The organism is Vibrio sp. 10N.286.49.B3 (assembly GCF_002873395.1).
In the GTDB taxonomy this organism is placed as follows: domain Bacteria; phylum Pseudomonadota; class Gammaproteobacteria; order Enterobacterales; family Vibrionaceae; genus Vibrio.
In genome coordinates, this window is sequence record NZ_MCUV01000004.1 from 147,434 (window position 1) to 172,418 (window position 24,985).

The following is a 24,985-nucleotide window of genomic DNA, read 5'->3' on the forward strand; positions in this document are numbered from 1 at the left end:
AAAGATTAACAAGTAATTATCGATATAGATAGGGCTAGGCACAGATTGATCGCAACAAAAAAGCCCCATGTTATTACGACCTAAATCGAATAAACATGGGGCCCTTATTTCGCATCTCGCCAGTTAAGTCAGACTTAACTTTGCTGCATCAAGCAATTATTTTGCTGGACGGCTAGCGCGTTTACGTTCGTTCTCAGTAAGAAGACGCTTACGGATACGGATGCTTTCTGGTGTTACTTCTACTAGCTCATCATCATCGATGAATTCTAGAGCTTGCTCAAGTGTGTACTTGATTGCAGGAGAAAGCGTTTGTGCTTCATCAGTACCAGATGCACGTACGTTAGTTAGTTGCTTACCACGTAGACAGTTGATAGTCAGGTCGTTTGCACGGTTATGAATACCGATGATTTGACCTTCGTATACTTCGTCACCGTGCTCTGCAAATAAACGACCACGATCTTGAAGGTTGAATAGAGAGTAAGTTACTGCTTTACCCATACCGTTCGAGATTAATACGCCGTTAGCACGTTGACCGATTACGCCGCCTTTGTGAGGACCGTAGTGATCGAATGAGTGGTAGATAAGACCAGAACCAGACGTCATTGTTAGGAATTCAGTTTGGAAACCAATAAGACCACGAGAAGGCATCATGAAGTCCATGCGTACACGGCCTTTACCATCTGGTGCCATATCAGTTAGTTCGCCTTTACGAACACCGATGCTTTCCATGATCGCGCCTTGGTGCTCTTCTAGAACATCAATTGTTACCGTTTCAAACGGTTCCATTAGTTGACCATCTTCTTCTTTGATGATTACTTCTGGACGAGATACTGCTAGCTCGAAACCTTCACGACGCATGTTTTCGATCAGGATAGATAGGTGAAGTTCACCACGACCAGAAACGCGGAAACGATCTGGGCTATCTGTTTCTTCAACACGTAGTGCAACGTTGTGTACTAGTTCTTTTTCTAGACGCTCAAGAATGTTACGTGAAGTAACGAACTTACCTTCTTTACCCGCGAACGGAGAAGTGTTTACTTGGAACGTCATTGTTACTGTTGGTTCGTCAACAGATAGTGGTGGCATTGCTTCAACGTTGTTTTGGTCACAGATAGTGTCTGAAATTTTCAGCTCACCAAGACCAGTGATAGCAATGATGTCACCTGCTTTCGCTTCTTCAACTTCGTGACGCTCAAGACCTAGGTAACCTAGAACTGTGCCCACTTTACCGTTACGTTTCTTACCGTCAGAACTAACGATAGAAACTTGTTGGTTTGGCTTAACAGAACCACGAGTTACACGACAAACACCGATAACACCTACGTAAGAGCTGTAATCTAGTTGAGAAACTTGCATCTGTAGTGAACCGTCTAGGTCAACTGCTGGCGCTTCTACGTTGTCAACAACCGCTTGGAATAGTGGTTCCATGTCTTCGCCTACAACGCCTTCTTCCATTGTAGCCCAACCGTTTAGTGCAGAAGCGTAAACTGTTGTGAAGTCTAGTTGCTCATCAGTAGCGCCTAGGTTGTCGAATAGATCGAAGATTTGATCCATAACCCAATCAGGACGAGCACCTGGACGGTCAATCTTGTTGATAACAACGATTGGCTTAAGGCCGTGTGCGAATGCTTTTTGTGTTACGAAACGCGTTTGAGGCATAGGGCCGTCAACGGCATCAACGATAAGAAGCACAGAGTCAACCATAGACATGATACGCTCAACTTCACCACCGAAGTCCGCGTGTCCTGGAGTATCTACGATGTTGATACGGTAGTCGTTCCAGTTGATTGCAGTGTTCTTCGCAAGAATCGTGATACCACGTTCTTTTTCGATGTCATTTGAATCCATGACGCGCTCTTCAGCCTCACCACGAGATTCAAGCGTGCCTGATTGTTGTAGCAGTTTATCAACCAAAGTCGTTTTGCCGTGGTCAACGTGCGCGATGATCGCGATATTTCTTAACTTATCTAGTGGAGTAGACATGGATTTTCGATTCACTCAGTAAAGTAGCCGCACATTGCCAACCTGTTGGTAGCGCCGCTAGCTTGATTAAAAAAACGGTCAATAATATATCAGATTTTAGGGAAAACCCCAGAAATATGTGATCCAATACATACCTTTTTCGACAATAAGTTCATTTTCGTCCCTTTTAGTTTAGGCGTCATTCAATTTTGAGACAAACTTCATCACGTAAATATCAAAAGAAAATTGACAGCTGTTTAAAAAGCAGGCTGAATGAGATGAGTAATTTGATTCACAATGGTGCAAAGATAAACTTATGCACCATACTGGTGCAGAAGGGGATCATCGTGGTGCATAGAAAGCACCAAAAAAGCCCCCTACTAACTCAAATTACTGAAAATTAAAGGATTAATTTTTTGGCACGATTTTAGCTTTATATAAATCATCACTGAGAGCCAATCAGCGCTCAATGATGAAGGTATAACGAGCTACAGTTTGCATTGCTTAGTTAACAGCATAAAAGCTAATCAATGTTGATTGCCATTTTTAGTTATTGTTTTCCCTATCTATAGATAGCCGCAGTAACAAGAATCGCGCTCAAGCCACTTTAAATAACACTGGAGGTTATCCAAGATGTCAGTAGAAAACGTTCTATCTCTGATCCAAGAAAACGAAGTTAAGTTTATCGATCTACGCTTTACCGATACTAAAGGTAAAGAGCAGCATATCTCTATTCCTTCTCACCAAATCGATGCAGACTTCTTTGAAGAAGGCAAAATGTTCGATGGCTCTTCAGTGGCTGGTTGGAAAGGCATTAATGAATCAGATATGGTAATGATGCCAGACGCATCAAGCGCTGTACTTGACCCGTTCACAGAAGATTCAACGCTAAACATCCGTTGTGACATCCTTGAACCTTCAACTATGCAAGGTTACGACCGCGATCCACGTTCTATCGCAAAACGTTCTGAAGAGTACCTACGCGCAACAGGTATCGCTGATACTGTTCTTGTTGGTCCAGAACCAGAGTTCTTCCTATTTGATGACGTGAAATTCAGCACTGATATGTCTGGTTCTTTCTTCAAGATTGATGACATTGAAGCGGTATGGAACACAGGTTCTGATTTTGAAGGTGGTAACAAAGGTCACCGTCCTGGCGTTAAAGGCGGTTACTTCCCAGTTGCTCCTGTTGATTCTTCTCAAGATATCCGTTCTGCAATGTGTCTTGTTATGGAAGAGATGGGCCTAGTTGTTGAAGCTCACCACCATGAAGTTGCAACTGCTGGTCAAAACGAAATCGCAACTCGCTTTAACACGCTAACAGCGAAAGCGGATGAGACTCAAATCTACAAGTACGTTGTTCACAACGTAGCACACGCTTTTGGTAAGACGGCAACATTCATGCCTAAACCACTTGCTGGCGATAACGGTAGCGGCATGCACGTTCACCAATCTCTAGCTAAAGATGGCGTTAACCTATTTGCTGGTGACAAGTACGGCGGTCTATCTGACCTTGCTATCTACTACATTGGCGGCATCATCAAGCACGCACGTGCTATCAATGCTTTTGCTAACCCATCAACTAACTCGTACAAGCGTCTTGTACCAGGGTTTGAAGCGCCAGTTATGCTAGCTTACTCAGCTCGTAACCGTTCTGCTTCTATCCGTATCCCAGTGGTACCAAGCCCTAAAGCACGTCGTATCGAGCTACGTTTTGGTGACCCAGCGGCGAACCCGTACCTATGTTACTCTGCAATGCTTATGGCTGGTCTTGACGGTATCAAGAACAAGATCCACCCAGGCGAAGCAATGGATAAAGATCTTTACGACCTTCCAGCAGAAGAAGCAGCTGAAATCCCAACAGTTGCTGAATCTCTAGAAGTTGCTCTTAAAGCACTAGACGAAGATCGTGAGTTCCTAACGGCTGGCGGCGTATTCTCTGATGACTTCATCGATTCTTACATCGGTCTTAAGTCTCAAGATGTTGAGAAAATCAACATGGCAGTACACCCACTAGAATTCGACCTATACTACTCTGTATAAGACGTCTCCCTAGTCGGTAACGTACGCGCTACCCAACAGAAAAGCTCACCACATGGTGGGCTTTTTTATTTCCTATCATTTGGGGACACGGCAAGGTTATTGCATTGTTTATGTCTAGAATGGTGCATTTATTCAAGATCACAGTGAAGTGAACGTTAAACCGCTAAATCTTTATAAGATAATAGGAAATTAGCGCTATAACCGCTTTTTCTTATCGTTATGATCAGCCATACTTCTCACTACTTCGCACCAATATGGTGCAGTGCACTTATTTGGCCTTATAACGATAGACTAGCCACCACAAGGAGGTGTGTATGAATACAGAATTGAGCACTGCCGTTCTCGATAATATGGTAACGGCGACCCTTATGCTCGATGAGCACTTAGTGATTCAGTTTGCTAACCCAGCGGCTGAGCAACTCTTTTCTCAAAGCTCGAAGCGCATTGTTGCTCAACCACTCTCACAATTAATTCAGCATGCATCGCTTGATTTAGCACTTCTCACTCAACCTCTACAAAGTGGTCAAAGCATTACCGATAGTGATGTGACTTTTGTTGTTGATAGCAAACCTTTGATGCTTGAAGTGACGGTAAGTCCGATGTCATGGAACAAGCAGTTAATGCTGTTGGTTGAAATGCGCAAGATTGATCAACAACGTCGCCTCAGCCAAGAGTTAAATCAACATGCTCAGCAGCAAGCCGCCAAGCTACTGGTGCGCGGTTTAGCCCATGAAATTAAAAACCCATTGGGCGGATTACGTGGTGCGGCGCAGTTGTTATCGAAAATGCTGCCCGATCCAAGCTTGAATGAATATACCCAAATTATTATTGAGCAAGCAGACCGCCTGCGTGCTTTAGTCGACCGTCTGCTTGGCCCACAAAAACCGGGTAAGAAGACGTCGGAAAACTTACACCAAATCCTGGAGAAAGTTCGTCAATTGATTGAACTGGAGTCCGATCATAACTTGGTGATGGAACGAGATTACGATCCAAGTTTGCCTGACATTGTGATGGATGCTTATCAAGTTGAGCAAGCGATGCTTAACATTGTCAGCAACGCCGCACAAATTTTATCAAAGCAAGAGCATGGCACGATCACCATTCGTACTCGCACTGTGCACCAAGCGAATATTCATGGCCAGCGACATAAGCTCGCAGCCCGAATTGAAATTATTGATGATGGTCCAGGTATTCAACCCGAGCTACAAGACACCCTCTTCTACCCTATGGTCAGTGGCCGTGAAGGCGGAACCGGGCTTGGTTTATCTATCTCACAAAACCTGATAGACCAACATGGCGGTAAAATTGATGTTGAGAGCTGGCCTGGCCGCACAACATTCACTATTTATTTGCCAATTTAATCGCACCAACACAAAACGCGCTATTTCACTGTGTTGTTTCTCTAACCTTATTTGCTATGGATAAAGAATTATGAGTAAAGGATATGTTTGGGTCGTCGATGACGATAGCTCGATACGTTGGGTAATGGAAAAGACCCTCTCTTCTGCCAATATCAAATGTGAAACTTTCGCGGATGCTGAAAGTGTATTAATGGCGCTAGAACGTGAGACACCCGATGTATTGGTCTCTGATATTCGCATGCCCGGCATTGATGGTATGGAGTTACTCAAGCAGGTTCATGTACGTTCTCCTGATTTGCCTGTCATCATTATGACCGCACACTCGGATTTGGATGCTGCGGTTAATGCTTATCAAAAAGGCGCGTTTGAGTACTTACCTAAGCCGTTTGATATTGATGAAACCTTAACCTTAGTTGAGCGTGCGATTGCCCACAGTAATGAGCAGAAACGTGAGCAAGCGAGTAGTGCTCCTGCCTACACTGAAGCACCTGAAATCATTGGTGAAGCACCAGCCATGCAAGAGGTGTTTCGTGCCATCGGTCGTCTTTCTCGCTCTTCTATCTCTGTGCTTATCAATGGCGAATCTGGCACAGGTAAAGAGTTAGTTGCTCACGCGCTGCACCGTCATAGCCCACGCGCTAAAGATCCTTTTATTGCCCTAAATATGGCAGCCATTCCCAAGGACCTGATTGAGTCGGAGTTATTTGGTCATGAAAAAGGGGCGTTTACCGGTGCAAACAGTGTGCGTCAGGGCCGTTTTGAGCAGGCCAATGGCGGGACTTTATTTTTAGATGAAATTGGTGATATGCCATTGGATATTCAAACGCGTTTATTACGTGTGTTATCCGATGGTCAGTTTTATCGTGTCGGTGGTCATACGGGCATCAAAGTGGATGTGCGCATTGTCGCGGCAACTCACCAAAATTTAGAAAAGCTCGTTCATGAAGGCGATTTTCGTGAAGACCTTTTCCACCGCCTGAATGTTATTCGTATTCAAATCCCTGCGTTAAGGGAAAGACGCCAAGATATTGAAAAGCTGACTTATCACTTTTTGTCACTGGCTGCTGAAGAGATGGGCGTGGAAGTTAAAACGCTGCACCAAAGCGCGGTGGAGACGTTAACCAATCTTCCTTGGCCAGGTAATGTTCGTCAGTTGGAGAATATCTGTCGCTGGTTAACTGTGATGGCTAGTGGTAGTGAAGTGTTGCCAAGCGATCTGCCTCATGAGTTATTAGAAGAGCGCAAAACCACGGTGACAGGGGATCTAGGAACTTGGCAGGTTCAACTGGCTGAGTGGGCAGAGCAAGCCTTGCGATCGGGTGAAACAGAACTTCTCTCTTTTGCTCAACCTGAGTTTGAACGTATCTTACTTGAGGTGGCACTTAAGCACAGTAATGGTCATAAGCAAGATGCCGCTAAGGTGCTAGGTTGGGGACGAAATACCCTCACTCGCAAGCTAAAAGAGTTGTATTAATCAGCATTGAATTAGGTAGTGTGATAATGGCGATTAAAGTTTTATACTGGTAGGTAACTACACAGCGGAATGGACTTATATCAATGATCACAAAAAACTTACCTCTTACTGATTTACACCGACATCTAGACGGTAATATCCGCACTCAAACGATTTTAGAACTTGGACAACAGTTTGGGGTTGCTCTACCGGCTTACTCCGTTGAAGCATTAACACCACACGTTCAGATTGTTGAAGCAGAGCCGACTCTGGTTGCATTCCTATCAAAACTGGATTGGGGCGTTGCGGTGCTTGGTGACCTTGACGCTTGTCGTCGTGTGGCTTATGAAAACGTTGAAGATGCGTTAAATGCACAAATTGATTATGCCGAGTTACGTTTCTCGCCTTACTACATGGCAATGAAACATAAACTGCCAATCGCAGGTGTGGTTGAAGCTGTCATTGATGGTGTGGAAGCTGGCGTTCGTGATTTTGGCGTAAAAACGAACCTGATCGGTATCATGAGTCGCACTTTTGGTACCGATGCGTGTCAAAAAGAATTGGATGGTATTTTGGCACACAAAGATAAGATTGTTGCTGTCGATTTAGCCGGTGATGAGCTGGGTCAACCTGGCGATCGCTTTGTCAGTCACTTCAATCAAGTGCGCGATGCTGGTTTACAGGTCTCGGTTCATGCTGGTGAAGCGGCAGGTCCGGAAAGTATGTGGCAAGCCATTGAGCAATTAGGCGCGACGCGTATTGGTCATGGTGTGAAGGCGATTCACGATCCTAAACTGATGGATTACCTTGCTAAGCACCGCATTGGTATTGAGTCGTGCTTAACGTCGAACATTCAAACGAGTTCGATTGAGTCACTGGCTGTACACCCATTAAAAACCTTCTTAGAGCATGGTGTGATGGCGTGTATTAACACTGATGATCCTGCTGTTGAGGGGATTGAGTTGCCGTATGAGTATGAAGTTGCTGCGCCACAAGCCGGTTTAACACCAGCGCAAATTCGCCAAGCTCAAATTAATGGTCTGGATCTAGCGTTCTTATCGGACAATGATAAAGCGGAGCTACGCACAAAAGCGAGCCAACGTTAATCTTCAAGTTCGATCAAAAAAGGTCAGAGTGATTTCTCACGCTGACCTTTTTTTATCACCAAACTGAGATTAAATCACGCGCGAGAACTGTTGCTGTCTTGCTCGGCTGCGTAGGTATTTATCAAAGCACATGCAGATGTTGCGGATCAGTAAACGACCACGAAGTGTCACGCGAATCGCTTGCTCATCGACTTCCACTAACTCATCATCAATGAAGGTTTGTAGTAGCTTTAAATCTTCAGCAAAGTAATGATTAAAGTTTAAGTTAAACTCTGATTCAATCGCTTTCTTATCCAGCTTGAAGTTACAGATCAACTGCTTAATCACTTCACGGCGGATCAAGTCATCATTGTCGAGTACCACACCACGCCATAGGGCATGACGTAAGTTGTTCACTTGCTCGTAGTACTTTTTCAACTCTTTTTGGTTTTGCGCGTAGGCATCACCAATCATCGAAATTGCCGAAACACCAAAGCCAACTAAGTCGCTATCACCTTGTGTGGTGTAGCCTTGGAAGTTGCGGTGCAAAATACCTTGGCGCTGAGCGATAGCCAATTCATCTTCAGGTAAGGCAAAGTGATCCATACCAATGAACTGATACCCTGCTCCCGTTAAGGTGCTGATGGTATCTTGCAGAATCGACATTTTCACTTCTGCAGCGGGTAAATCTTCATCTTTAATTTTGCGTTGTGCAGCGAAAAGTTGCGGCATGTGCGCGTAGTTAAAGACCGATAGACGACCCGGTTGCATGGCTAGCACTTGCTTTAGTGTCTCTGCAAATGATGCTTCTGTCTGCTTTGGTAGGCCGTAAATCAAATCTAAGTTGGTCGAACGGAAGTCCAATAACTTGGCACGTTTCACCATCTCGATAATAAAATCTTCGTCTTGCTCGCGGTTAACCAAGACTTGCACTTCTTTATTGAAGTCTTGAACACCGATGCTTAAACGGTTAAAACCTTCGGCACGTAAGTGATCCAATACATCCAGTTCAATCTCACGTGGGTCCACTTCAATGCTAATTTCCGCCTCAGAATCAAAGCTAAATTCGTCACGTAAAATTGTCATTAAACGGGTAATTTGTCTTTTATTTAGATACGTAGGTGTACCACCGCCAAAGTGTAATTGAGTCACTTGGCGATCACCTAATAAACCCGCTCGTTGACGAATTTCATGTTCAAGAATATCTAAATACTCATCCGCTTTGTGCGAATGGCGTGTCACGACTTTATTACAACCACAGTAGTAGCAAAGCTTATGACAAAATGGGATATGGATATATAGGGATAATGGACGCTCTAGATACTGCGTGCAGGCCATATCATAATCAGCAATCGTAAACGCTTCATGAAACTCTAATGCCGTTGGGTACGAGGTGTAACGCGGGCCTGAATAGTTGTACTTATCTAAGATCGCTTGATCCCAAACGATCTGCTCGTTAGATGCAGTGTGCTGACTCGACATGAGGATACGTCCCATTTAAAACTTTGACTGGCTATTCTGCCACAGTCAGTAAAAACTCACAGAGCAACAAAATACTTTTTACCGACTAATATTCAGAAGTGATAGCTAGATCACGAGTGCACTCTCAATATGAAGAGTGCGCACTTGATTAGACCATTTGAATGTTGATCTGATTATTTAAAGGCTTTACTTGTTCTTGTAACTGCTTTAATTCATCAATGATAGCGTCACTAAGCCTGGCTTCGGCTTTATGACGCTCAAGGTTATGCTTCATGCGCTCTGGCTTGTTCATCGCTTGACGTTCTTCGCCACGCGGCATGGATTTCACAATGTGAAACAGTTCCGCCGTTGCTGGGTAAGTGCTATCAAAGTCGATACGCTTTTCCCCTTGAAGATAATCCATCATGCTATATATGCGGATACTCGCTTCAGATAAATCACACTGACCCTGAATACCCGCTAAACATAATATATTCACGTTGTCGTAAATATTGGCATTACGCTTATCTATCGCAAAAGATTGATGACGTAGCTGCAATTCCTTTTGCTTCTTTAGTTGTAGCAGAAGGTAACCAGCATAACACGCCACGCTGAGCAGAATAATTCCACCTAAGATTGCGAGTATGGTTACATTCATTGCTTTACTTATCCTTTAAAGTCATTCAGATCAAAGTCTTCAAACTGAGCAAGTAGATCATCATCAGACAGTGCTTTGTTTGATGTTGATTTTGGCATGATAACCGGTTGCTCTTCAGACTCAATCTCATCTTCTTCTGGCTCTAATAGACCAAGACGGTTCATTAGGTGCTCAATGCGATCCAGTTTTTCATCAACAAACTTCTGTAGACCTGCACCTAGGTTTTCACCCATTTCAATGCGGTCTAGCAATACGTTTAGTTGTGCATCATTTTCTAGCATTTCAAGCTCTTGAGCGGCAGATAGTTTGCGCTCTTGCTTAGTTTGCTTCTTCACTGGCTCAATAATAAGTGGGATTTTCTTCTTACTACCAAGACGTGGATCGCGTGCTTGCTTCTGGTGTGACTTTTGAGAATCACTACCATCAGAGTGACGGCTACCTGATTTTAAGCCTTTACGCTTTTTAATGCGTTTGCGCTCACGACCTTCTACATCTGATTCGCTACGGTTACGTGTAACATTAGGGCTAACCGCTTCCGCCATTAACGCACCAGGTTTTCTCGATTTTTTGCTACGACTCATTGCTGGGTCTTCCTCAGTAAAACTTACATCATTACCAATAAGTCATACTCTGGATGAAAACACTGCAATAGTCAGGTGCTCATTCACTAAGTACAACTTAACGTGGTGTCGGCCTCTCTAATTATAGCGAGATCGATAAAACTTACCGTAAGATGCATAATCTACGATAAGTTATGGCTGAAACCACATCCAAATTTAAACTTTAATAAGTCATCAACTGCGACGCGCGCAATACTTATCAAAAGGGATGCGAAACATACCAGAAAGTGCGTATAGAGTGGAGCGCTATTGCACATTTTTTCATCAAATTAATAAAAAAAGTACCTGAGAAGCAAAAATGCCCCGCAGCATCATTGTTTTCACAATCACTGTAGGGCAATTCATCACGCTTTCGCTCATCGACCAATGCGACTAGTGCAAGCCACCAACGTATTTCGACAAGGTATCAATGTCGCCATCGGTTAGCTTAATGGCCACATCACGCATCATGCCATTCATATCATTATTGCGTGTGCCATCGCGAAACTTCTCAAGCTGCAATTTAATGTAATCGGCTTGCTGACCTGAGATTTTTGGAAAGCCTGATAGTTCAGTACCATTCCCTCGAGGACCATGACAAGCGATACAAGCGGCAATTCCTCGCTCGGCATCACCAGCAGAATATAAGTTTTTACCCTGTTCTACGACATTTTCTGGGGTACTGTTGGCGGAAATAGGCAGTGAGGCGTAGTAGGCAGCAAGGTCGAGCATGTCTTGATCTGACAGCGGCATTGCCATTGCACTCATCACAGGATCATAACGTCCCTGCTTGCCAGCACTGCTCATTCCTAACTTAAGCTCTTGTAATTGCTTGTTAAGGTATTTACCATGCTGACCCGCTAATTTCGGGTAGCTAGTAATTAAGCTATTGCCATCAGCTCCGTGACAGGCAACGCAAGTTTGTGATTTGGCTTTCCCTGCTTCGATATTGCCTTCAGCCCATACCGAGCAGCTAGCCAGAAGAGTCAAAATTAGCGCTAATTTCTTCATGATATTCCATTATAATTATCAAGCTTCCAGTACCACTCTATGTTGTCAGTCATGGTACAATAGGCGATCTTATATAAAACACATATATTTTACACAATTTCACAAAAAAGTAATCAATCGACTACAAAAGTCGGGATGGAGTTAACAGTGAGCGTAAAAATTCATTATCAAAACACGCATTTCATTACCAGTGCGCCTGATATTCGTCATCTACCAGAAGACGAGGGTATCGAAATTGCGTTCGCAGGACGCTCCAACGCTGGTAAATCAAGCGCATTAAACCGCTTAACCAATCAAAGAAGTTTAGCAAAAACCAGTAAAACGCCAGGACGTACGCAGCTTATTAACCTATTTAAGGTGACGGAAGGCTGTCATATTGTCGATTTACCAGGTTACGGTTTTGCTCAAGTTCCTCTTGAAATGAAGAAGAAATGGCAAAAATCACTGGGTGAATACCTACAGAAACGTAGCTGCCTCAAAGGGTTAGTTGTTCTGATGGATATCCGTCACCCAATGAAAGACCTTGACCAACAGATGATCTACTGGGCGGTTGATAGCCGTATTCCAGTTCAAGTTCTGTTGACCAAAGCAGACAAACTGAAAAGTGGCGCACGTAAAGCACAACTACTGAAGATCCGTAAAGACGCTGAAAGCTTCGGTGGCACGGTTGTCGTTGATATGTTCTCGTCGCAAAACGGCATCGGTGTTGATCAACTTCGCAACAAGTTAGACACATGGTTCGCGCCTGCCTTTGCTCATTTGCAAGAAGAAGAGCAAAATAACGCAGATAACGACTAAGATTCACCCTTAGCCTCACTGCCGATATCAGCCCTGCTTCACTCTTCTTTTTAGTAAGAGTTGATGAGTGGGGCTTTTTTTTGCCTGTCATTTGCTCGTTGGGGGATGAAATCGAATCTATTTTTCAGTACTTCACGGCATAAGAAAATACCAAGCGACGCTTCAGCAAAAGGGAAGGAAAAAAGTCAGTAAAAGACAAAGACCAGCAAAAAAGAAAGGAAAAGGGAATAAAAAAGAAAGCCCCACTAATTTTAGTGAGGCAAGGGGAGAGAAGTATTATATGTTAAGTAAGTTATATTTCTTATTCTGCCCCTAGCATCCGCCACAAAACGATAATTTGCAACCCTCCCCAATTGGTTGAAATCCCACCAAAAACGATAGGTAACCCATTGAATATAAATAATTTAATTGTTAAATTCCTCTCAAAACAAAGCCGTTAATTCTCGATCGAAAATAACAAAAGTGTGACAGAAAAGAAGTTACAAAAAATGAAGATAAAATAAGCAGAAAAAACAGCAGACGATCAACGCTAGTGACCCGTGGTGATCTGATATTGCAGAGAAGATAAGTGAATAAAGAAAAATAGTACGAAAAAATACGCCATATCAACAAAGGCAGTCAAACTCTTTACAATCAACAAGATAGCGTGTGATATAAAGTTTTCTTTGCCCCATAAAAAATGCCCCAGTCAAAAACTGACTGGGGCGGCTGAATAAGCCTAATCCAATAACGTGAAACAAAAGGTCTGAAAGATAGAACATCTTACCTCTGTACCCTACGAGTATTAATGTACAACAACCGGTCAGAAATTCAACCTTTTTTTGTAATTAATTTTCACGTTATTTTACTTTAATGACACAAGGCGTAACTTAGTGATAACTTTATTTCTAATCGAAAAAAGCCAGTGTTTGTGCACTGGCTCATCATTTCTACGCTATTCGGGTCTAAAAGTGTTTAGTGGGCTTCATCCCAATTGTCACCATGCCCAGCTTCGGCAACTAATGGCACATTAAGCTCTGCAGCCGCTTCCATTAATTCTTGTACTTTACTTTCAATTTCGGTTAATGCCGACTCTTCTACTTCAAATACCAGTTCATCGTGCACTTGCATTAACAGTTTCACGCGACCGTCACCTTCCGCTTGAATCCACTCATCGACTAATAGCATCGCTTTTTTGATGATATCAGCCGCTGTGCCTTGCATTGGTGCGTTAATCGCTGCACGTTCTGCGGCTTTACGACGCATGCCATTACGCGATTTAATTTCTGGCAGATGTAAGCGGCGTCCCCATAGAGTCTCAACAAAGCCTTGTTCAGATGCTTGAGCACGCGTGTCTTCCATGTATTGCATCACGCCAGGGTAACGCTCAAAGTAAGTGTCCATGTAGTGCTGAGCTTCGCCACGAGCAATGCCAAGCTGCTTCGCTAAGCCAAACGCACTCATGCCATAAATCAGGCCAAAGTTCACCGCTTTAGCACGACGACGTTGCTCGCTAGAGACTTCATCAATCCCCACACCGATAATCTCTGCTGCCGTTGCTGCGTGGATATCTTTGCCTTCTTGGAAAGCCGTTAGTAACGCTTTGTCACCCGATAGATGTGCCATGATACGTAATTCAATTTGCGAGTAATCGACTGCAAGAATTTTATGACCGTGTGGCGCAACAAATGCCTGACGAATACGACGACCTTCTTGGTTACGGATCGGAATGTTCTGTAAGTTTGGATCGGTCGAAGAGAGGCGTCCTGTTGCTGTGACCGCTTGGTGGTACGAGGTATGCACTCGCCCTGTTTCAGCGTTAATCATTTTTGGTAGTTTATCGGTGTAGGTGGTTTTTAGTTTTGCTAAGCCACGGTACTCGATCAGCAGTTTTGGTAGTTCATATTCTAACGCAAGCTCTTGCAGCACTTCTTCGTTGGTTGATGGTGCACCTGAAGGGGTTTTCTTCACCACTGGTAAGCCCATTTTTTCAAATAAGATCACTTGTAGCTGCTTTGGAGAGCTTAAGTTGAACTCCTGCCCTGCCACGGCAAATGCCTGTTGCTCAAGCTCATCTAAGCGCTGTGCTAGCTCTTGAGATTGGGAGTTAAGCAGCATGTCATCCACAAAAACACCGGTACGTTCAATGCGTGAGATCACCGGTACTAATGGCATCTCTAAATCACGGTAGATGGTTTGTAGCTTGTCATCTTGCTCGATGTGTTCCATCAGGCGGTTGTGCAAACGTAGTGTGACATCGGCGTCTTCTGCTGCGTATGGGGAAGCTTGCTCAAGGTCGATTTGGTTAAAGGTAAGCTGTTTTTTACCTTTGCCTGCGATCTGCTCAAATGAGATGCAGCTATGTTGTAGGAAACGCAGTGCCAAGCTATCCATGTCATGTTTGCCGCCTACGCTGTTGTAGACGTATGACGCTAACATGGTGTCGTGCTCGATGCCTTGCAGTTCGATATCATAACGCGCTAATACGCTTGCGTCGTACTTAAGGTTTTGACCGACTTTCGCTTGTTCAGCATCTTCTAAAATCGGCTTAAGTTGAGCAAGCACCCAATCACGATCCAGTTGCTCTGGCGCATCTAAGTAGTCATGCGCAACCGGAACGTAAGCTGCCACACCTTCTGCGGTCGCAAAAGAGAGACCAACTAAGTTAGCCACCATGTAATCAAGGCTGTCAGTTTCAGTATCAAAAGCAAAAACGTCACTCGCCTTAAGCTTCTCCATCCATTGCTGGAAAGTCTCTTGATCTAAAATGGTTTCGTATTGGCTACGATCGATGTTTGCCGCTGCATTGTTCAGTGCAATCTCGCTCGCGCCTGATGCTGCTTTGCCGTCGCTTGATGCTGCGCGCGTTTCGCCATCGGCAAGGACAACGCCATCACCACCTTCAAGCAGTTCATTTAGCCAAGATTTGAACGTCAGTTGACCGTATAGCTTGATAAGCTCATCCACTTTCGGCTGAGTTTTCACTAACGATTCTGGTGTCTCTTCTAGCTCAACGTCTAGCTTAATGGTCGCGAGCTCATAAGACAGTTTTGCGTTGTCTTCATTATCGACCAGCTTCTTCGCCATGGTTTTTGAACCACGAAAGCCCAGAGGGGCAATATCGTCTAAGCGTTGGTAAAGCGTTTCAATGCCGCCGATACCTTGCAGTAGTGCCGTAGCGGTTTTATCGCCAACACCTGGAATGCCAGGGATGTTATCGACCTTATCGCCCATCAGTGCAAGATAGTCGATGATAAGCTCTGGTGGGATACCAAACTTTTCAATTACGCCTTCACGATCCATCACCACATTGGTCATGGTGTTGATCAAAGTAACGTTTTCATCCACCAGCTGAGCCATATCTTTATCGCCCGTACTGATCAGAACTGGCATGCCCGCCTGTGAAGCTTGCGACGCTAAAGTGCCAATCACATCATCCGCTTCTACGCCGGTGATTGAGATAAGTGGTAAGCCCATAGCACGAATAACATTGTGCAAAGGTTCGATCTGACAACGTAGGTCATCAGGCATCGAAGGACGGTTTGCTTTGTATTCCGGATAGATATCATCACGGAAGGTTTTGCCTTTCGCATCAAAAATAACCGCGATACGATCAGAAGCAAACTGCCTCATCATACTGCGCAGCATATTAACGACGCCAAAAATAGCATTGGTCGGGATTTCTCCGTTACTCATCGTGCCTGGGTAAGCATGAAATGCACGATAAAGGTAAGAAGAACCATCAATGAGGATAAGTGGATTATCTGGAATACGAGCCATAGTCTTTTGTGTCCAAAGAAAATGCAAAAATGATCTGCTAAGAATGCCACGAGTGCCTTAGTGAATCTACGTTAACGCCGTAATCTTATTGGATATATTTCTGTTGGGCTTTTTTACACAAGCTGGCTACAACTGTGGATAACTCTGTTTATATTATTTATCCACTGGTTATACAGAGGTGCTAAACCATCCACAGAAAACATTTAAGGTGCTGTTTTATATGGATAATATCTTAGATCCAACAATTGAAATTCGATCCCAAAATGATCATGCGTTGTGGAAAAGATTATTGGTGACCTTTTATTCACTGTCAAATTAAACAGATAGCGATAAAAAAGCGACACCAAATGATGTCGCTTAAAAAGAAAGCTATTTAGACTTGTTTGCTTTTTATTCTGTTGACCGCTTAACCATTATCTTCAGCTAACCACTGCGCTACATCTTTCGCAAAGTAGGTTAAAATGCCATCAGCACCTGCACGTTTGAAGCATAATAGTGATTCTAAAACGGTTTCACGCTCTTTTAGCCAACCATTTTGAATCGCCGCTTTGTGCATCGCATATTCACCCGATACTTGATAAGCAAACGTCGGCACTTGCAGCTCTGATTTCACACGGCGCACGATATCAAGATAAGGCATCCCCGGTTTCACCATCACCATGTCAGCGCCTTCGTTGATATCCATTGCCACTTCATGGATCGCTTCATCGCTATTGGCAGGATCCATCTGGTAGTTCTTCTTATCACCACCTTTTAGATTCGATGCTGAACCAACGGCATCACGAAAGGGTCCATAGTAGCAAGAGGCGTATTTGGCTGAGTAAGCCATGATTTGAGTGTGGATATAACCGGCTTCTTCCAGTGCTTCACGGATCTTACCAATGCGTCCATCCATCATGTCTGAAGGCGCAACCACATCCGCTCCCGCTTTAGCATGAGAGAGTGCCTGCTTGATCAACACTTCAGTGGTCACATCATTTTGCACATAACCATCGGCGTCAATAATGCCATCTTGACCATGTGTGGTGAATGGATCCAGTGCGACATCGGTGATCACACCCATGGTTGGCACATGCTCTTTTAGTTCACGCACCGCACGTTGCACCAAGCCTTCTGGGTTATGCGCTTCTGCTGCACATAGGCTCTTCGCATCTTGGTTAACGACAGGAAATAGAGCAATGGCTGGGACGCCGAGTTTTGCTAAATAGCGAGCTTCTTCGATCATAAGATCAATCGACAAACGCTCAACGCCAGGCATTGATTCCACGCGCTCGCGACGATCTTTACCCATGAGGATGAACATTGGGTAGATTAGATCGTTAACTGATAATTGGTGTTCTGCCATGAGGCGGCGGCTAAAGTCGTGCTTACGCATACGGCGCATACGACGACCTGGAAATTGACCTTGAATTGAAACAGACACTCTATTCTCCTTGTCTGATGAAAGTACTCACAAAAGCATATCACTGTTGATCGCATACGCTAGCGCTATTGCCAACTAATCGTAAAAAATTGTCTATTCCTCACACTGAATCGCTGATAAGTAATAAATCGAGACTTTAGCAATATGGATGTGGCGGTGTTTGATATTATACTTCTCTAGTCGCCCTTTTAATTGCACAGAGATAAACAATGATTGATACCCACGCCCATATTTACGCGCAAGAATTTGATAATGACCGTGATGCTGTTGTGCAACGCGCTGTCGAGCAAGGCATCAGCCACATCCTATTGCCGAACATTGATTTGAATTCGATTGAGCCAATGCTACAAACGGAAGCGGCTTATCCTGAAGTGTGTCGCTCGATGATGGGTTTGCATCCTTGCTATGTAAATGGTGATGTAAAGCAAACTCTCGCGACCATTCATGCGTGGTTTGATCGCCATAACTTTATTGCCGTGGGTGAGATTGGCATCGATTTATATTGGGATAAAACCTTTAAAGCCGAGCAAGAAATGGCGTTTGTGACTCAATTAAATTGGGCGAAAGAGAGAGATTTACCTGTGGTGATCCATACTCGTGACTCGATTGATGAAACCATGGCGCTACTTAAACAAGAGCAAGATGGCTCACTGCGTGGTATTTTCCATTGCTTTGGCGGCACGGTTCAGCAAGCGAAAGAGATTAATGATGTGGGCTTTCACTTAGGTCTGGGCGGAGTAACCACGTTTAAAAATGGTGGCATGGATCAAGTGATCCCACATCTTGATATGGACTTTGTCGTGCTCGAAACGGATTGTCCTTACCTAACGCCAGCACCTCACCGTGGCAAACGTAATGAGCCGGCTTATACAGCATTAATTGCTCGACGTATTGCTGACCTGCGTGAAGTGGCATTAAAAGAGATCATCACCACCACAGATCACAACGCCAAAACTCTGTTTACTCTTTAACAGTGAATTGATTTCATGCGCCTGCTCCAATAAAAAGCACCTATAAAAAAAGCGGCTATCTTAGCCGCTTTTTGTGTCTCTTAATTAGAATCAATCCAATTACGCTTCTTCTTGTTCTTGCTCGTCTTCATCACGCTTAGTATAGAAACGGGCGCAGAACAGACCAACTTCAAACAACAAACACATCGGAATCGCCAATAGCGTTTGAGAGATCATATCTGGTGGTGTCAGCATCATACCAACAATAAACGCCGCGACGACGATGTACGGACGCTTCTCTGACAACTCTTTTGGCGTTGTTGCCCCTGTCCAGCACAATAGAATAATCGCAACAGGTACTTCAAACGCAATACCAAATGCTAAGAACAGTGCTGAAACAAAATCCAAGTAGCTTGAGATATCCGTTGCAAACTCCACCCCACCCAAAGAGATAGCCGTAAAGAAGCTAAACACTAATGGGAAGACGACGAAATACGCAAACGCCACTCCAGCATAAAAAAGTAATGAACTTGAGAACATCAACGGCATCACTAAACGACGTTCATGCTTATAAAGCCCCGGTGCAACAAAAGCCCAAACCTGATACAAAATAAAAGGAACGGCAATAAAAATCGAAGCCATGAGTGTTAACTTCAACGGCGTAAAGAATGGCGATGCCACATCCGTTGCAATCATGGTGGCGCCTTCAGGTAGTCGCTCGACTAAAGGCGCTGAAACAAATTCGTAAATATGCCCAGAAAAATAAATCAAACACAGAAAAACCACCAATACGGCACCCAGCGAGCGCAATAAACGGTTACGTAATTCCAATAAGTGACTCATCAAAGGCAGCGTCTGCTCAGCAGAAGACATGGAGAACCTCTTGGTTGTACTTATACTAAGGCAATGGCTAGTGCGATTGCGGATAGAAATCGAAAAGGAGCCGGCGATTGGGCTCCTTTAGAGTGAAACTATTCGGCTTTTTTATCTACTGTCGGCGACTGCTCGCTCTCTTGTGCTGGTGTGCTCGATTGAGGTTCTTCCCCACTGTTCGCATCTTTAGCAAAAGGGCGCTGGACTGATTCCGCCGCTTGTTTAAGTTCGTCAACTGATGCCTTTAGGTCAGGAGCAAGATCCTCCATCCCCATTTTCTCAGCTTTACGTAAATTCTCTTGTAACTCATGAATTTTAAGCTCATGAGATAACTCGTCTTTTACGCTATTTGCCATTCCCTTTGCTGAGCCAATAAATTTTGACACGCTACGAATGGCAACCGGCAAACGTTCTGGACCTAATATTAATAGACCCACAATAGATATTAATACCAGTTCCCAAAAACCGATATCAAACACGAATTATGCCTGCTCTTTTTCTTTCTTGGTTTCAGCGGCTGCTTCTGTCTTTTGCTGATCAAGATTTTTTGGTTCGAAGTCAGCATCGATCTCTTTCTTTGCTGCTGTTTGCTCATCTTCGCTCATCGCTTTTTTAAAGCCTTTCACTGCTGAGCCTAAGTCTCCGCCGATACCACGAAGCTTTTTCGTGCCAAAAAGCAATACAACGATAACTGCAACGATGAGAAGTTGCCAAATACTGATACCACCCATTATTCTTTACCTCGGGGTCAATTTAAAAAAATAAAATATTAGCTAAAGTTTAGCGTCTAACGGCGATAAGCTCGCCAACTGAGCAACCAAAATGTGACGCCTATAATGCCACAACTCAGCGCTAATGATTGATGAGCACTCGAAATTAAGATAGCACCACATACGTTCGATGTCGCACCAATACCAAATAAGAACTTCCCTGTTGCTTGCTGACGCTTACTGCTGCGATAACCTTGGTAAAGCTGATCAATTTTTTGATTCATATCTTTGCCTTGGCGCAAGCTATCATAAAGCAATTCTGGCAACTCTGGCAGCTTTTCTACCCAAAAAGGAGCACGATCTTTTAATGCATTCAGCAGAGCTTGAGGTCCTACTTGATTCATCATCCATTTTTCTAGAAACGGCTTGGCTGTTTGCCATAAATCCAACTGCGGATAGAGTTGGCGACCTAAACCTTCGACATAGAGCAATGTTTTTTGCAATAAGACCAACTGCGGCTGCACTTCCATATTAAAACGACGTGCTGTGTTAAATAAGTTTAGCAGTACATGACCAAAAGAGATCTCACATAATGGTTTGGCAAAAATGGGCTCGCAGACGATACGGATAGCAAACTCAAACTCATCGATATTGGTGTCGGCGGGTACCCAACCTGAGTCAACATGCAACTCGGCAACGCGGCGATAATCTCGATTAAAGAAAGCTAAAAAGTTCTCGGCTAAATAACGTTTATCTTCACTGTTGAGTGTGCCCACAATGCCGCAATCTAGCCCTATCCATTGTGGATTATCAGGATGCTCTGGATTGACAAAAACATTGCCCGGATGCATGTCGGCATGGAAGAAGCTATCGCGGAAAACTTGCGTGAAGAAAACGCTCACACCACGTTCTGCCAATAGCTTCATGTTGGTGCCGTTGGCTTGTAGCGCAGCAATATCGGAAACTTGAATACCGTAGATACGCTCTGAAACCATTAAGTGTTCACTGGTTAAGTCGCTAATAACTTCAGGGACATACAGCTCTTCACTGCCTTCAAAGTTGCGGCGAAGCTGGATGGCATTGGCTGCCTCACGACGTAAGTCCAACTCATCTAATAGCGTTTTCTCGTACTCTCTAACCACTTCGACGGGCTTTAAACGACGCGCTTCTGGCAGGGCTTTAGCGACAATTCGTGCCATGCGATACATCAGCTTAATATCAGCATCAATCACAGGGCGTATATCAGGACGAATCACTTTTAGGACTATTTCACGCCCTGAGTCTTTCAGTTTTGCCGTGTGAACTTGAGCGATGGAGGCTGAGGCAAGTGGCTCAATATCAAAGTCGGTAAACCAGTTTTCTAGCGGTCCACCTAATGAGGTTTCCATCTGCGCTTTTGCCAATTGACCATCAAAGGGAGCGACTTGATCTTGCAGCAGAGCTAATTGGTCAGCAATAAAAGGGGGAAATAAATCACGCCGCGTCGACATCATCTGACCAAACTTAATCCACACCGGACCAAGCTCTTGCAGGGCTAAACGCAAGCGCATACCTAACTCTTTATCGCTATGTTGATTCTTAATCCAAAACAACGCTTTACGCAGCAAGATAGGGGTTTTTGTTAGTTGATGCTCGGGCAAAAGTTCATCCAGCCCATACTCTAGCTGGACTTTGATGATACGGTATAAACGGCGTAGCTCAGTTGGGGTCATGCAGTCTCCAGTAGGCGGTTCAGTCTTTGCTCAAGATGCGATACACCTTGGGCAACCTCTTCCACTTGGTCGCAAAAATAAGCCACTTCTAATGGTCCGGGAACGACTTTCCACTCTTCGGTTAGTACCTGAGCAAAATGGTCTTGCTGCTTAGTCACTTGTGAGAGAAAAAATCCACCGACATTTTTGACGCCTTGCACCATGCTATGCGCCACCACATCACCGGTGACTCGCGATAACCACTCTTCAAGATCCGGTTTGCAATCTGTCATCAATTGCGCAAAGGTTTGTACCAACTGCACATCGCCTTCCACCGTTAACTTATCTTGCTTGATGAGTTGGGTGATACTGGCTTGTTCACGCAGTTGGGGAAGGATCGATAGGTTGAGCGATAGGTAGCAGTCGGGCTCGCCTTCGTAATCAGCGAGAACGTCGATCTGTTGGCTAAAGATGAACGTGAGTTTTTTATTCAGCTCTTTGATATGAACTTGAATCACTTGACCTTTTAAACGTACTAAGCGACGCCCTAATTCTGGGTCGTCGTTAATTAGCGTGTTCAGGGTCGTCTCTATTGCTGCCGTAACGAGTGGATCAAATGGCATGCGCTATCCCTAACAAATGGCTTAAAATTTATACCCACGGTGCAAAGCAACAATGCCGCCCGTTAGGTTGTAGTAGTTGGTGCCTTCAAAACCTGCACCCTGCATCATGCCTTCTAGTGTATCTTGGTCTGGATGCATGCGAATGGACTCTGCTAAGTAACGGTAGCTGTCGGCGTCATTGGCAATTAACTCACCCATCTTTGGTAGCAGGTGGAACGAGTAAGCATCGTAAACTTTAGATAATGGCTCAAGGATTGGCTTAGAAAACTCTAATACCAACAAGCGACCACCCGGTTTCAAGACACGATACATAGAGCGTAGTGCTTTATCTTTGTCCGTCACGTTACGCAGACAAAAACTGATGGTGATGCAGTCAAAATAGTTATCTGGGAAAGGCAGTTCTTCAGCATTGGCTTGTACATAATGTACGTTGCCGACAATGCCGCTATCACGCAGTTTATCGCGACCAACATTGAGCATTGAGTTGTTGATGTCGGCTAAGATCACATGACCTTTCTCACCAACAATACGAGAAAATTTAGCGGTTAGATCACCAGTGCCACCACCAAGGTCAAGAATGCGCTGACCAGGACGTACCCCACTGCAATCGATAGTGAAACGCTTCCATAAACGGTGTACACCACCAGACATGAGATCGTTCATGATGTCGTATTTAGCCGCAACAGAGTGGAAGACTTCCGCTACTTTTGCCACTTTCTCTTCTTTCGCCACCGTTTCAAAACCGAAATGGGTCGTTTCTTCTGCTGTATTTGCTTGCACGCTAGTGTCCGTCATGCTGTCCTCTACCATGGTTAAGTCCTCTTCAACGGCATAACGAAATCGGAGCCGCTGCGGTCAATTAGTTTACTTTATCCTCTGCTTGATGTCTTTCCAAGCGATGATCATTTTGTGCGATTTCTGCTAAATTAGGTGAAATGGGCTTCTTCACTTCCACGCCTAAGTGCTTAAAACTTTCCGCTTGGCGAATGACATTTCCGCGCCCGGAAGCCAGTTTATTCATCGCCCCTTGGTAGTTCTGGTTGGCTTTATCTAATGCACCACCTAAACCTTCCATATCATCCACAAACAGACGTAATTTATCGTATAGCTTACTGGCTCGATCGGCGATGGTTTTGGCGTTTTGGTTCTGTTTGTCATTACGCCATAGGTTATCAATGGTGCGCAGTGCCACCAGCAAAGTGGTTGGGCTGACTAATAATATGTTTTGCTCCATCGCATCATTGACCAAACTTGGATCGGCTTGAATCGCCACTTGGAATGCTGGCTCAACGGGGATAAACATCAACACGTAATCGAGACTCTCTATCCCTTTCAGTTGGTGATAGTCCTTTTGACTTAAGCCTTTGATGTGCGAGCGAACAGAGATGAGATGTTCATTTAAGGCTTGCGCTCGTTGCTGATCATTGTCGGCATTGAAGTAGCGCTCGTAAGCCACTAGGGTCATTTTCGAATCGACCACCACTTGTTTATCTTGCGGTAAATGAACGATGACATCTGGCTGATAGCGTTTGCCGGCTTCATTTTGTAGGTTAACTTGGGTTTCGTATTCATGCCCTTCTCGTAGACCGGATTCGGCGAGTACGCGTGCTAAAACTACCTCACCCCAGTTACCTTGCTGCTTGTTATCGCCTTTTAGTGCTTGGGTTAGGTTGACCGCTTCTTGGGTCATCTGCTCGTTTAAGCGTTGTAGGTTTTTCAGCTCATGGACTAAGGTGTGACGCTCTTTGGCTTCTTGGCTAAAGCTATCATTCACTTGTCTTTTGAACCCTTCAAGCTGCTCTTTCAGTGGTGATAGTAAGCCATTTAGACTCTGTTTGTTTTGCTGATCGACCGTCGCAGTCTTATGCTCAAAGACTTGATTGGCGAGTTGCTCAAACTGCTGCTTTAAACGCTCCTCACCCTGCTCGAGAAGTTGCAGCTTTTCATAGTTGGCGATGTTTTCTTGCTCGTGACGCGCTTCTTGTTCGCGCAGTTTTCCTTCCAGTGCCGCTTTATACTCTTTCAGTTGATTGATTTCATGCGCGTACTGCTGGCGCTCTTGTTTTACCGCTTCGAAATAGCGTAACTTTTCCACCGCAGCCATCAACTTACCATGCAACTGCTTGGCTTCTAGGGCATCTTTATCACGCTCGTTATCTAACTCTTCTAGCTCTTGCTTCGCTTCTTCTACTGCCTGCTGTGATTGCTGGTAGGCGTGCTCAAGCTGAGATTTTTGTGCGCTGTATAACTGCTGATCTGATTCGATTTTCTGCGTAAGAAGCTGTACCTCTGTCGCCAGTTTTTGTTTCACCAACCAACCGGCTGCTAAACCGCCAAACGCGGCACCAGAAAGCAGTGCGATGAGAGTTGATTGATGTTCGATAATCCATTGCATAGAGTGTGCGTGCCTTTTTCGAGAATGCTGACTCATGGTATTTACATACTGGATAAATGTCCAGTTTGTGACGTCAATAAGAGGCGATAAACTGACCTGCTTTTTTCTTTCTCACCTCTTGATAATAAGT

Annotated in this window: 20 protein-coding genes; 6 read left to right on the top strand and 14 right to left on the bottom strand. The window is 44.4% G+C overall.

Annotated elements, in window-relative coordinates; genetic code table 11:
- Positions 1–156: 156 nt before the first annotated feature.
- Positions 157–1,983, bottom strand: coding sequence for a translational GTPase TypA (typA, locus tag BCU68_RS03905; RefSeq protein WP_102563494.1), 1,827 nt, complete (start codon positions 1,981–1,983; stop codon positions 157–159).
- Positions 1,984–2,595: 612 nt separating this feature from the next.
- Here typA and glnA point away from each other — a divergent pair.
- From glnA to add, 4 genes are all read left to right on the top strand, one after another.
- Complete coding sequence (glnA, locus tag BCU68_RS03910) at positions 2,596–4,005, top strand: glutamate--ammonia ligase (RefSeq protein ID WP_102563495.1); 1,410 nt, start codon at positions 2,596–2,598, stop codon at positions 4,003–4,005.
- A gap of 314 nt (positions 4,006–4,319) precedes the next feature.
- Positions 4,320–5,366, top strand: a complete 1,047-nt coding sequence (gene glnL / locus BCU68_RS03915; protein ID WP_102563496.1) for a nitrogen regulation protein NR(II) — start codon at positions 4,320–4,322, stop codon at positions 5,364–5,366.
- Between the two features lie 70 nt (positions 5,367–5,436).
- Positions 5,437–6,840 carry a nitrogen regulation protein NR(I) gene (gene glnG / locus BCU68_RS03920; RefSeq protein ID WP_102563497.1) on the top strand — a complete coding sequence of 468 codons (1,404 nt, stop codon included), beginning with the start codon at positions 5,437–5,439 and terminating at the stop codon, positions 6,838–6,840.
- Positions 6,841–6,923: 83 nt separating this feature from the next.
- The gene (add, locus tag BCU68_RS03925; RefSeq protein WP_102563498.1) at positions 6,924–7,925 is read left to right on the top strand and encodes an adenosine deaminase; all 1,002 of its coding nucleotides are present in this window, start codon (positions 6,924–6,926) and stop codon (positions 7,923–7,925) included.
- 69 nt (positions 7,926–7,994) lie between these two features.
- On the opposite strand, the gene hemN is transcribed toward add, so the two are convergent.
- The 4 genes from hemN to BCU68_RS03945 form a co-directional block, all read right to left on the bottom strand.
- Positions 7,995–9,386, bottom strand: a complete 1,392-nt coding sequence (gene hemN, locus BCU68_RS03930; protein WP_102563499.1) for an oxygen-independent coproporphyrinogen III oxidase — start codon at positions 9,384–9,386, stop codon at positions 7,995–7,997.
- A 148-nt stretch (positions 9,387–9,534) separates the two neighbouring features.
- On the bottom strand, positions 9,535–10,023 hold the full coding sequence (locus BCU68_RS03935; protein ID WP_102563500.1) for a DUF2489 domain-containing protein: 489 nt from the start codon (positions 10,021–10,023) through the stop codon (positions 9,535–9,537).
- 8 nt (positions 10,024–10,031) lie between these two features.
- On the bottom strand, positions 10,032–10,604 hold the full coding sequence (yihI, locus tag BCU68_RS03940) for a Der GTPase-activating protein YihI (RefSeq protein WP_102563501.1): 573 nt from the start codon (positions 10,602–10,604) through the stop codon (positions 10,032–10,034).
- 411 nt (positions 10,605–11,015) lie between these two features.
- A complete protein-coding gene (locus BCU68_RS03945; RefSeq protein ID WP_102563502.1) occupies positions 11,016–11,633 on the bottom strand; it encodes a c-type cytochrome in 618 nt (205 codons plus the stop codon).
- A 135-nt stretch (positions 11,634–11,768) separates the two neighbouring features.
- On the opposite strand from BCU68_RS03945, the gene yihA reads away from it, so the two are divergent.
- Complete coding sequence (gene yihA, locus BCU68_RS03950; RefSeq protein WP_102563503.1) at positions 11,769–12,431, top strand: ribosome biogenesis GTP-binding protein YihA/YsxC; 663 nt, start codon at positions 11,769–11,771, stop codon at positions 12,429–12,431.
- A 954-nt stretch (positions 12,432–13,385) separates the two neighbouring features.
- Here yihA and polA read toward each other — a convergent pair.
- Both polA and hemB read right to left on the bottom strand, forming a co-directional pair.
- Positions 13,386–16,190 carry a DNA polymerase I gene (gene polA, locus BCU68_RS03955; RefSeq protein WP_102563504.1) on the bottom strand — a complete coding sequence of 935 codons (2,805 nt, stop codon included), beginning with the start codon at positions 16,188–16,190 and terminating at the stop codon, positions 13,386–13,388.
- A gap of 406 nt (positions 16,191–16,596) precedes the next feature.
- Positions 16,597–17,613 (bottom strand): porphobilinogen synthase, encoded by a 1,017-nt coding sequence (gene hemB, locus BCU68_RS03960; protein ID WP_102563505.1) that lies wholly within the window; start codon positions 17,611–17,613, stop codon positions 16,597–16,599.
- A gap of 209 nt (positions 17,614–17,822) precedes the next feature.
- Between hemB and BCU68_RS03965 the strand changes: the two genes are divergently transcribed.
- On the top strand, positions 17,823–18,584 hold the full coding sequence (locus BCU68_RS03965) for a TatD family hydrolase (protein WP_102563506.1): 762 nt from the start codon (positions 17,823–17,825) through the stop codon (positions 18,582–18,584).
- Between the two features lie 99 nt (positions 18,585–18,683).
- On the opposite strand, the gene tatC is transcribed toward BCU68_RS03965, so the two are convergent.
- The 7 genes from tatC to rmuC form a co-directional block, all read right to left on the bottom strand.
- Positions 18,684–19,436 (bottom strand): twin-arginine translocase subunit TatC, encoded by a 753-nt coding sequence (tatC, locus tag BCU68_RS03970; RefSeq protein WP_102563507.1) that lies wholly within the window; start codon positions 19,434–19,436, stop codon positions 18,684–18,686.
- A 98-nt stretch (positions 19,437–19,534) separates the two neighbouring features.
- Entirely contained in the window at positions 19,535–19,915 is a 381-nt protein-coding gene (gene tatB / locus BCU68_RS03975) for a Sec-independent protein translocase protein TatB (RefSeq protein ID WP_102563508.1), read from the bottom strand.
- A gap of 3 nt (positions 19,916–19,918) precedes the next feature.
- Complete coding sequence (gene tatA / locus BCU68_RS03980; protein ID WP_102563509.1) at positions 19,919–20,167, bottom strand: Sec-independent protein translocase subunit TatA; 249 nt, start codon at positions 20,165–20,167, stop codon at positions 19,919–19,921.
- A gap of 56 nt (positions 20,168–20,223) precedes the next feature.
- A complete protein-coding gene (ubiB, locus tag BCU68_RS03985; protein ID WP_102563510.1) occupies positions 20,224–21,858 on the bottom strand; it encodes a ubiquinone biosynthesis regulatory protein kinase UbiB in 1,635 nt (544 codons plus the stop codon).
- The gene (locus tag BCU68_RS03990) at positions 21,855–22,460 is read right to left on the bottom strand and encodes an SCP2 domain-containing protein (RefSeq protein ID WP_102563511.1); all 606 of its coding nucleotides are present in this window, start codon (positions 22,458–22,460) and stop codon (positions 21,855–21,857) included. Before BCU68_RS03990 ends, ubiB begins: the two co-directional genes overlap by 4 nt.
- A 21-nt stretch (positions 22,461–22,481) precedes the next feature.
- On the bottom strand, positions 22,482–23,255 hold the full coding sequence (ubiE, locus tag BCU68_RS03995) for a bifunctional demethylmenaquinone methyltransferase/2-methoxy-6-polyprenyl-1,4-benzoquinol methylase UbiE (protein ID WP_102563512.1): 774 nt from the start codon (positions 23,253–23,255) through the stop codon (positions 22,482–22,484).
- Between the two features lie 64 nt (positions 23,256–23,319).
- Complete coding sequence (rmuC, locus tag BCU68_RS04000; protein ID WP_102563513.1) at positions 23,320–24,855, bottom strand: DNA recombination protein RmuC; 1,536 nt, start codon at positions 24,853–24,855, stop codon at positions 23,320–23,322.
- Between the last annotated feature and the right edge of the window lie 130 nt (positions 24,856–24,985).

Coding starts and splice junctions, on each gene's coding strand:
- tatC (WP_102563507.1), bottom strand. CDS start 19,436: ATGTCTTCTGCTGAGCAGACGCTGCCTTTGATGAGTCACTTATTGGAA.
- polA (WP_102563504.1), bottom strand. CDS start 16,190: ATGGCTCGTATTCCAGATAATCCACTTATCCTCATTGATGGTTCTTCT.
- add (WP_102563498.1), top strand. CDS start 6,924: ATGATCACAAAAAACTTACCTCTTACTGATTTACACCGACATCTAGAC.
- BCU68_RS03965 (WP_102563506.1), top strand. CDS start 17,823: ATGATTGATACCCACGCCCATATTTACGCGCAAGAATTTGATAATGAC.
- glnG (WP_102563497.1), top strand. CDS start 5,437: ATGAGTAAAGGATATGTTTGGGTCGTCGATGACGATAGCTCGATACGT.
- ubiB (WP_102563510.1), bottom strand. CDS start 21,858: ATGACCCCAACTGAGCTACGCCGTTTATACCGTATCATCAAAGTCCAG.
- hemN (WP_102563499.1), bottom strand. CDS start 9,386: ATGTCGAGTCAGCACACTGCATCTAACGAGCAGATCGTTTGGGATCAA.
- glnA (WP_102563495.1), top strand. CDS start 2,596: ATGTCAGTAGAAAACGTTCTATCTCTGATCCAAGAAAACGAAGTTAAG.
- glnL (WP_102563496.1), top strand. CDS start 4,320: ATGAATACAGAATTGAGCACTGCCGTTCTCGATAATATGGTAACGGCG.
- ubiE (WP_102563512.1), bottom strand. CDS start 23,255: ATGACGGACACTAGCGTGCAAGCAAATACAGCAGAAGAAACGACCCAT.
- BCU68_RS03935 (WP_102563500.1), bottom strand. CDS start 10,023: ATGAATGTAACCATACTCGCAATCTTAGGTGGAATTATTCTGCTCAGC.
- BCU68_RS03990 (WP_102563511.1), bottom strand. CDS start 22,460: ATGCCATTTGATCCACTCGTTACGGCAGCAATAGAGACGACCCTGAAC.
- rmuC (WP_102563513.1), bottom strand. CDS start 24,855: ATGCAATGGATTATCGAACATCAATCAACTCTCATCGCACTGCTTTCT.
- yihA (WP_102563503.1), top strand. CDS start 11,769: ATGGAGTTAACAGTGAGCGTAAAAATTCATTATCAAAACACGCATTTC.
- BCU68_RS03945 (WP_102563502.1), bottom strand. CDS start 11,633: ATGAAGAAATTAGCGCTAATTTTGACTCTTCTGGCTAGCTGCTCGGTA.
- tatA (WP_102563509.1), bottom strand. CDS start 20,167: ATGGGTGGTATCAGTATTTGGCAACTTCTCATCGTTGCAGTTATCGTT.
- yihI (WP_102563501.1), bottom strand. CDS start 10,604: ATGAGTCGTAGCAAAAAATCGAGAAAACCTGGTGCGTTAATGGCGGAA.
- typA (WP_102563494.1), bottom strand. CDS start 1,983: ATGTCTACTCCACTAGATAAGTTAAGAAATATCGCGATCATCGCGCAC.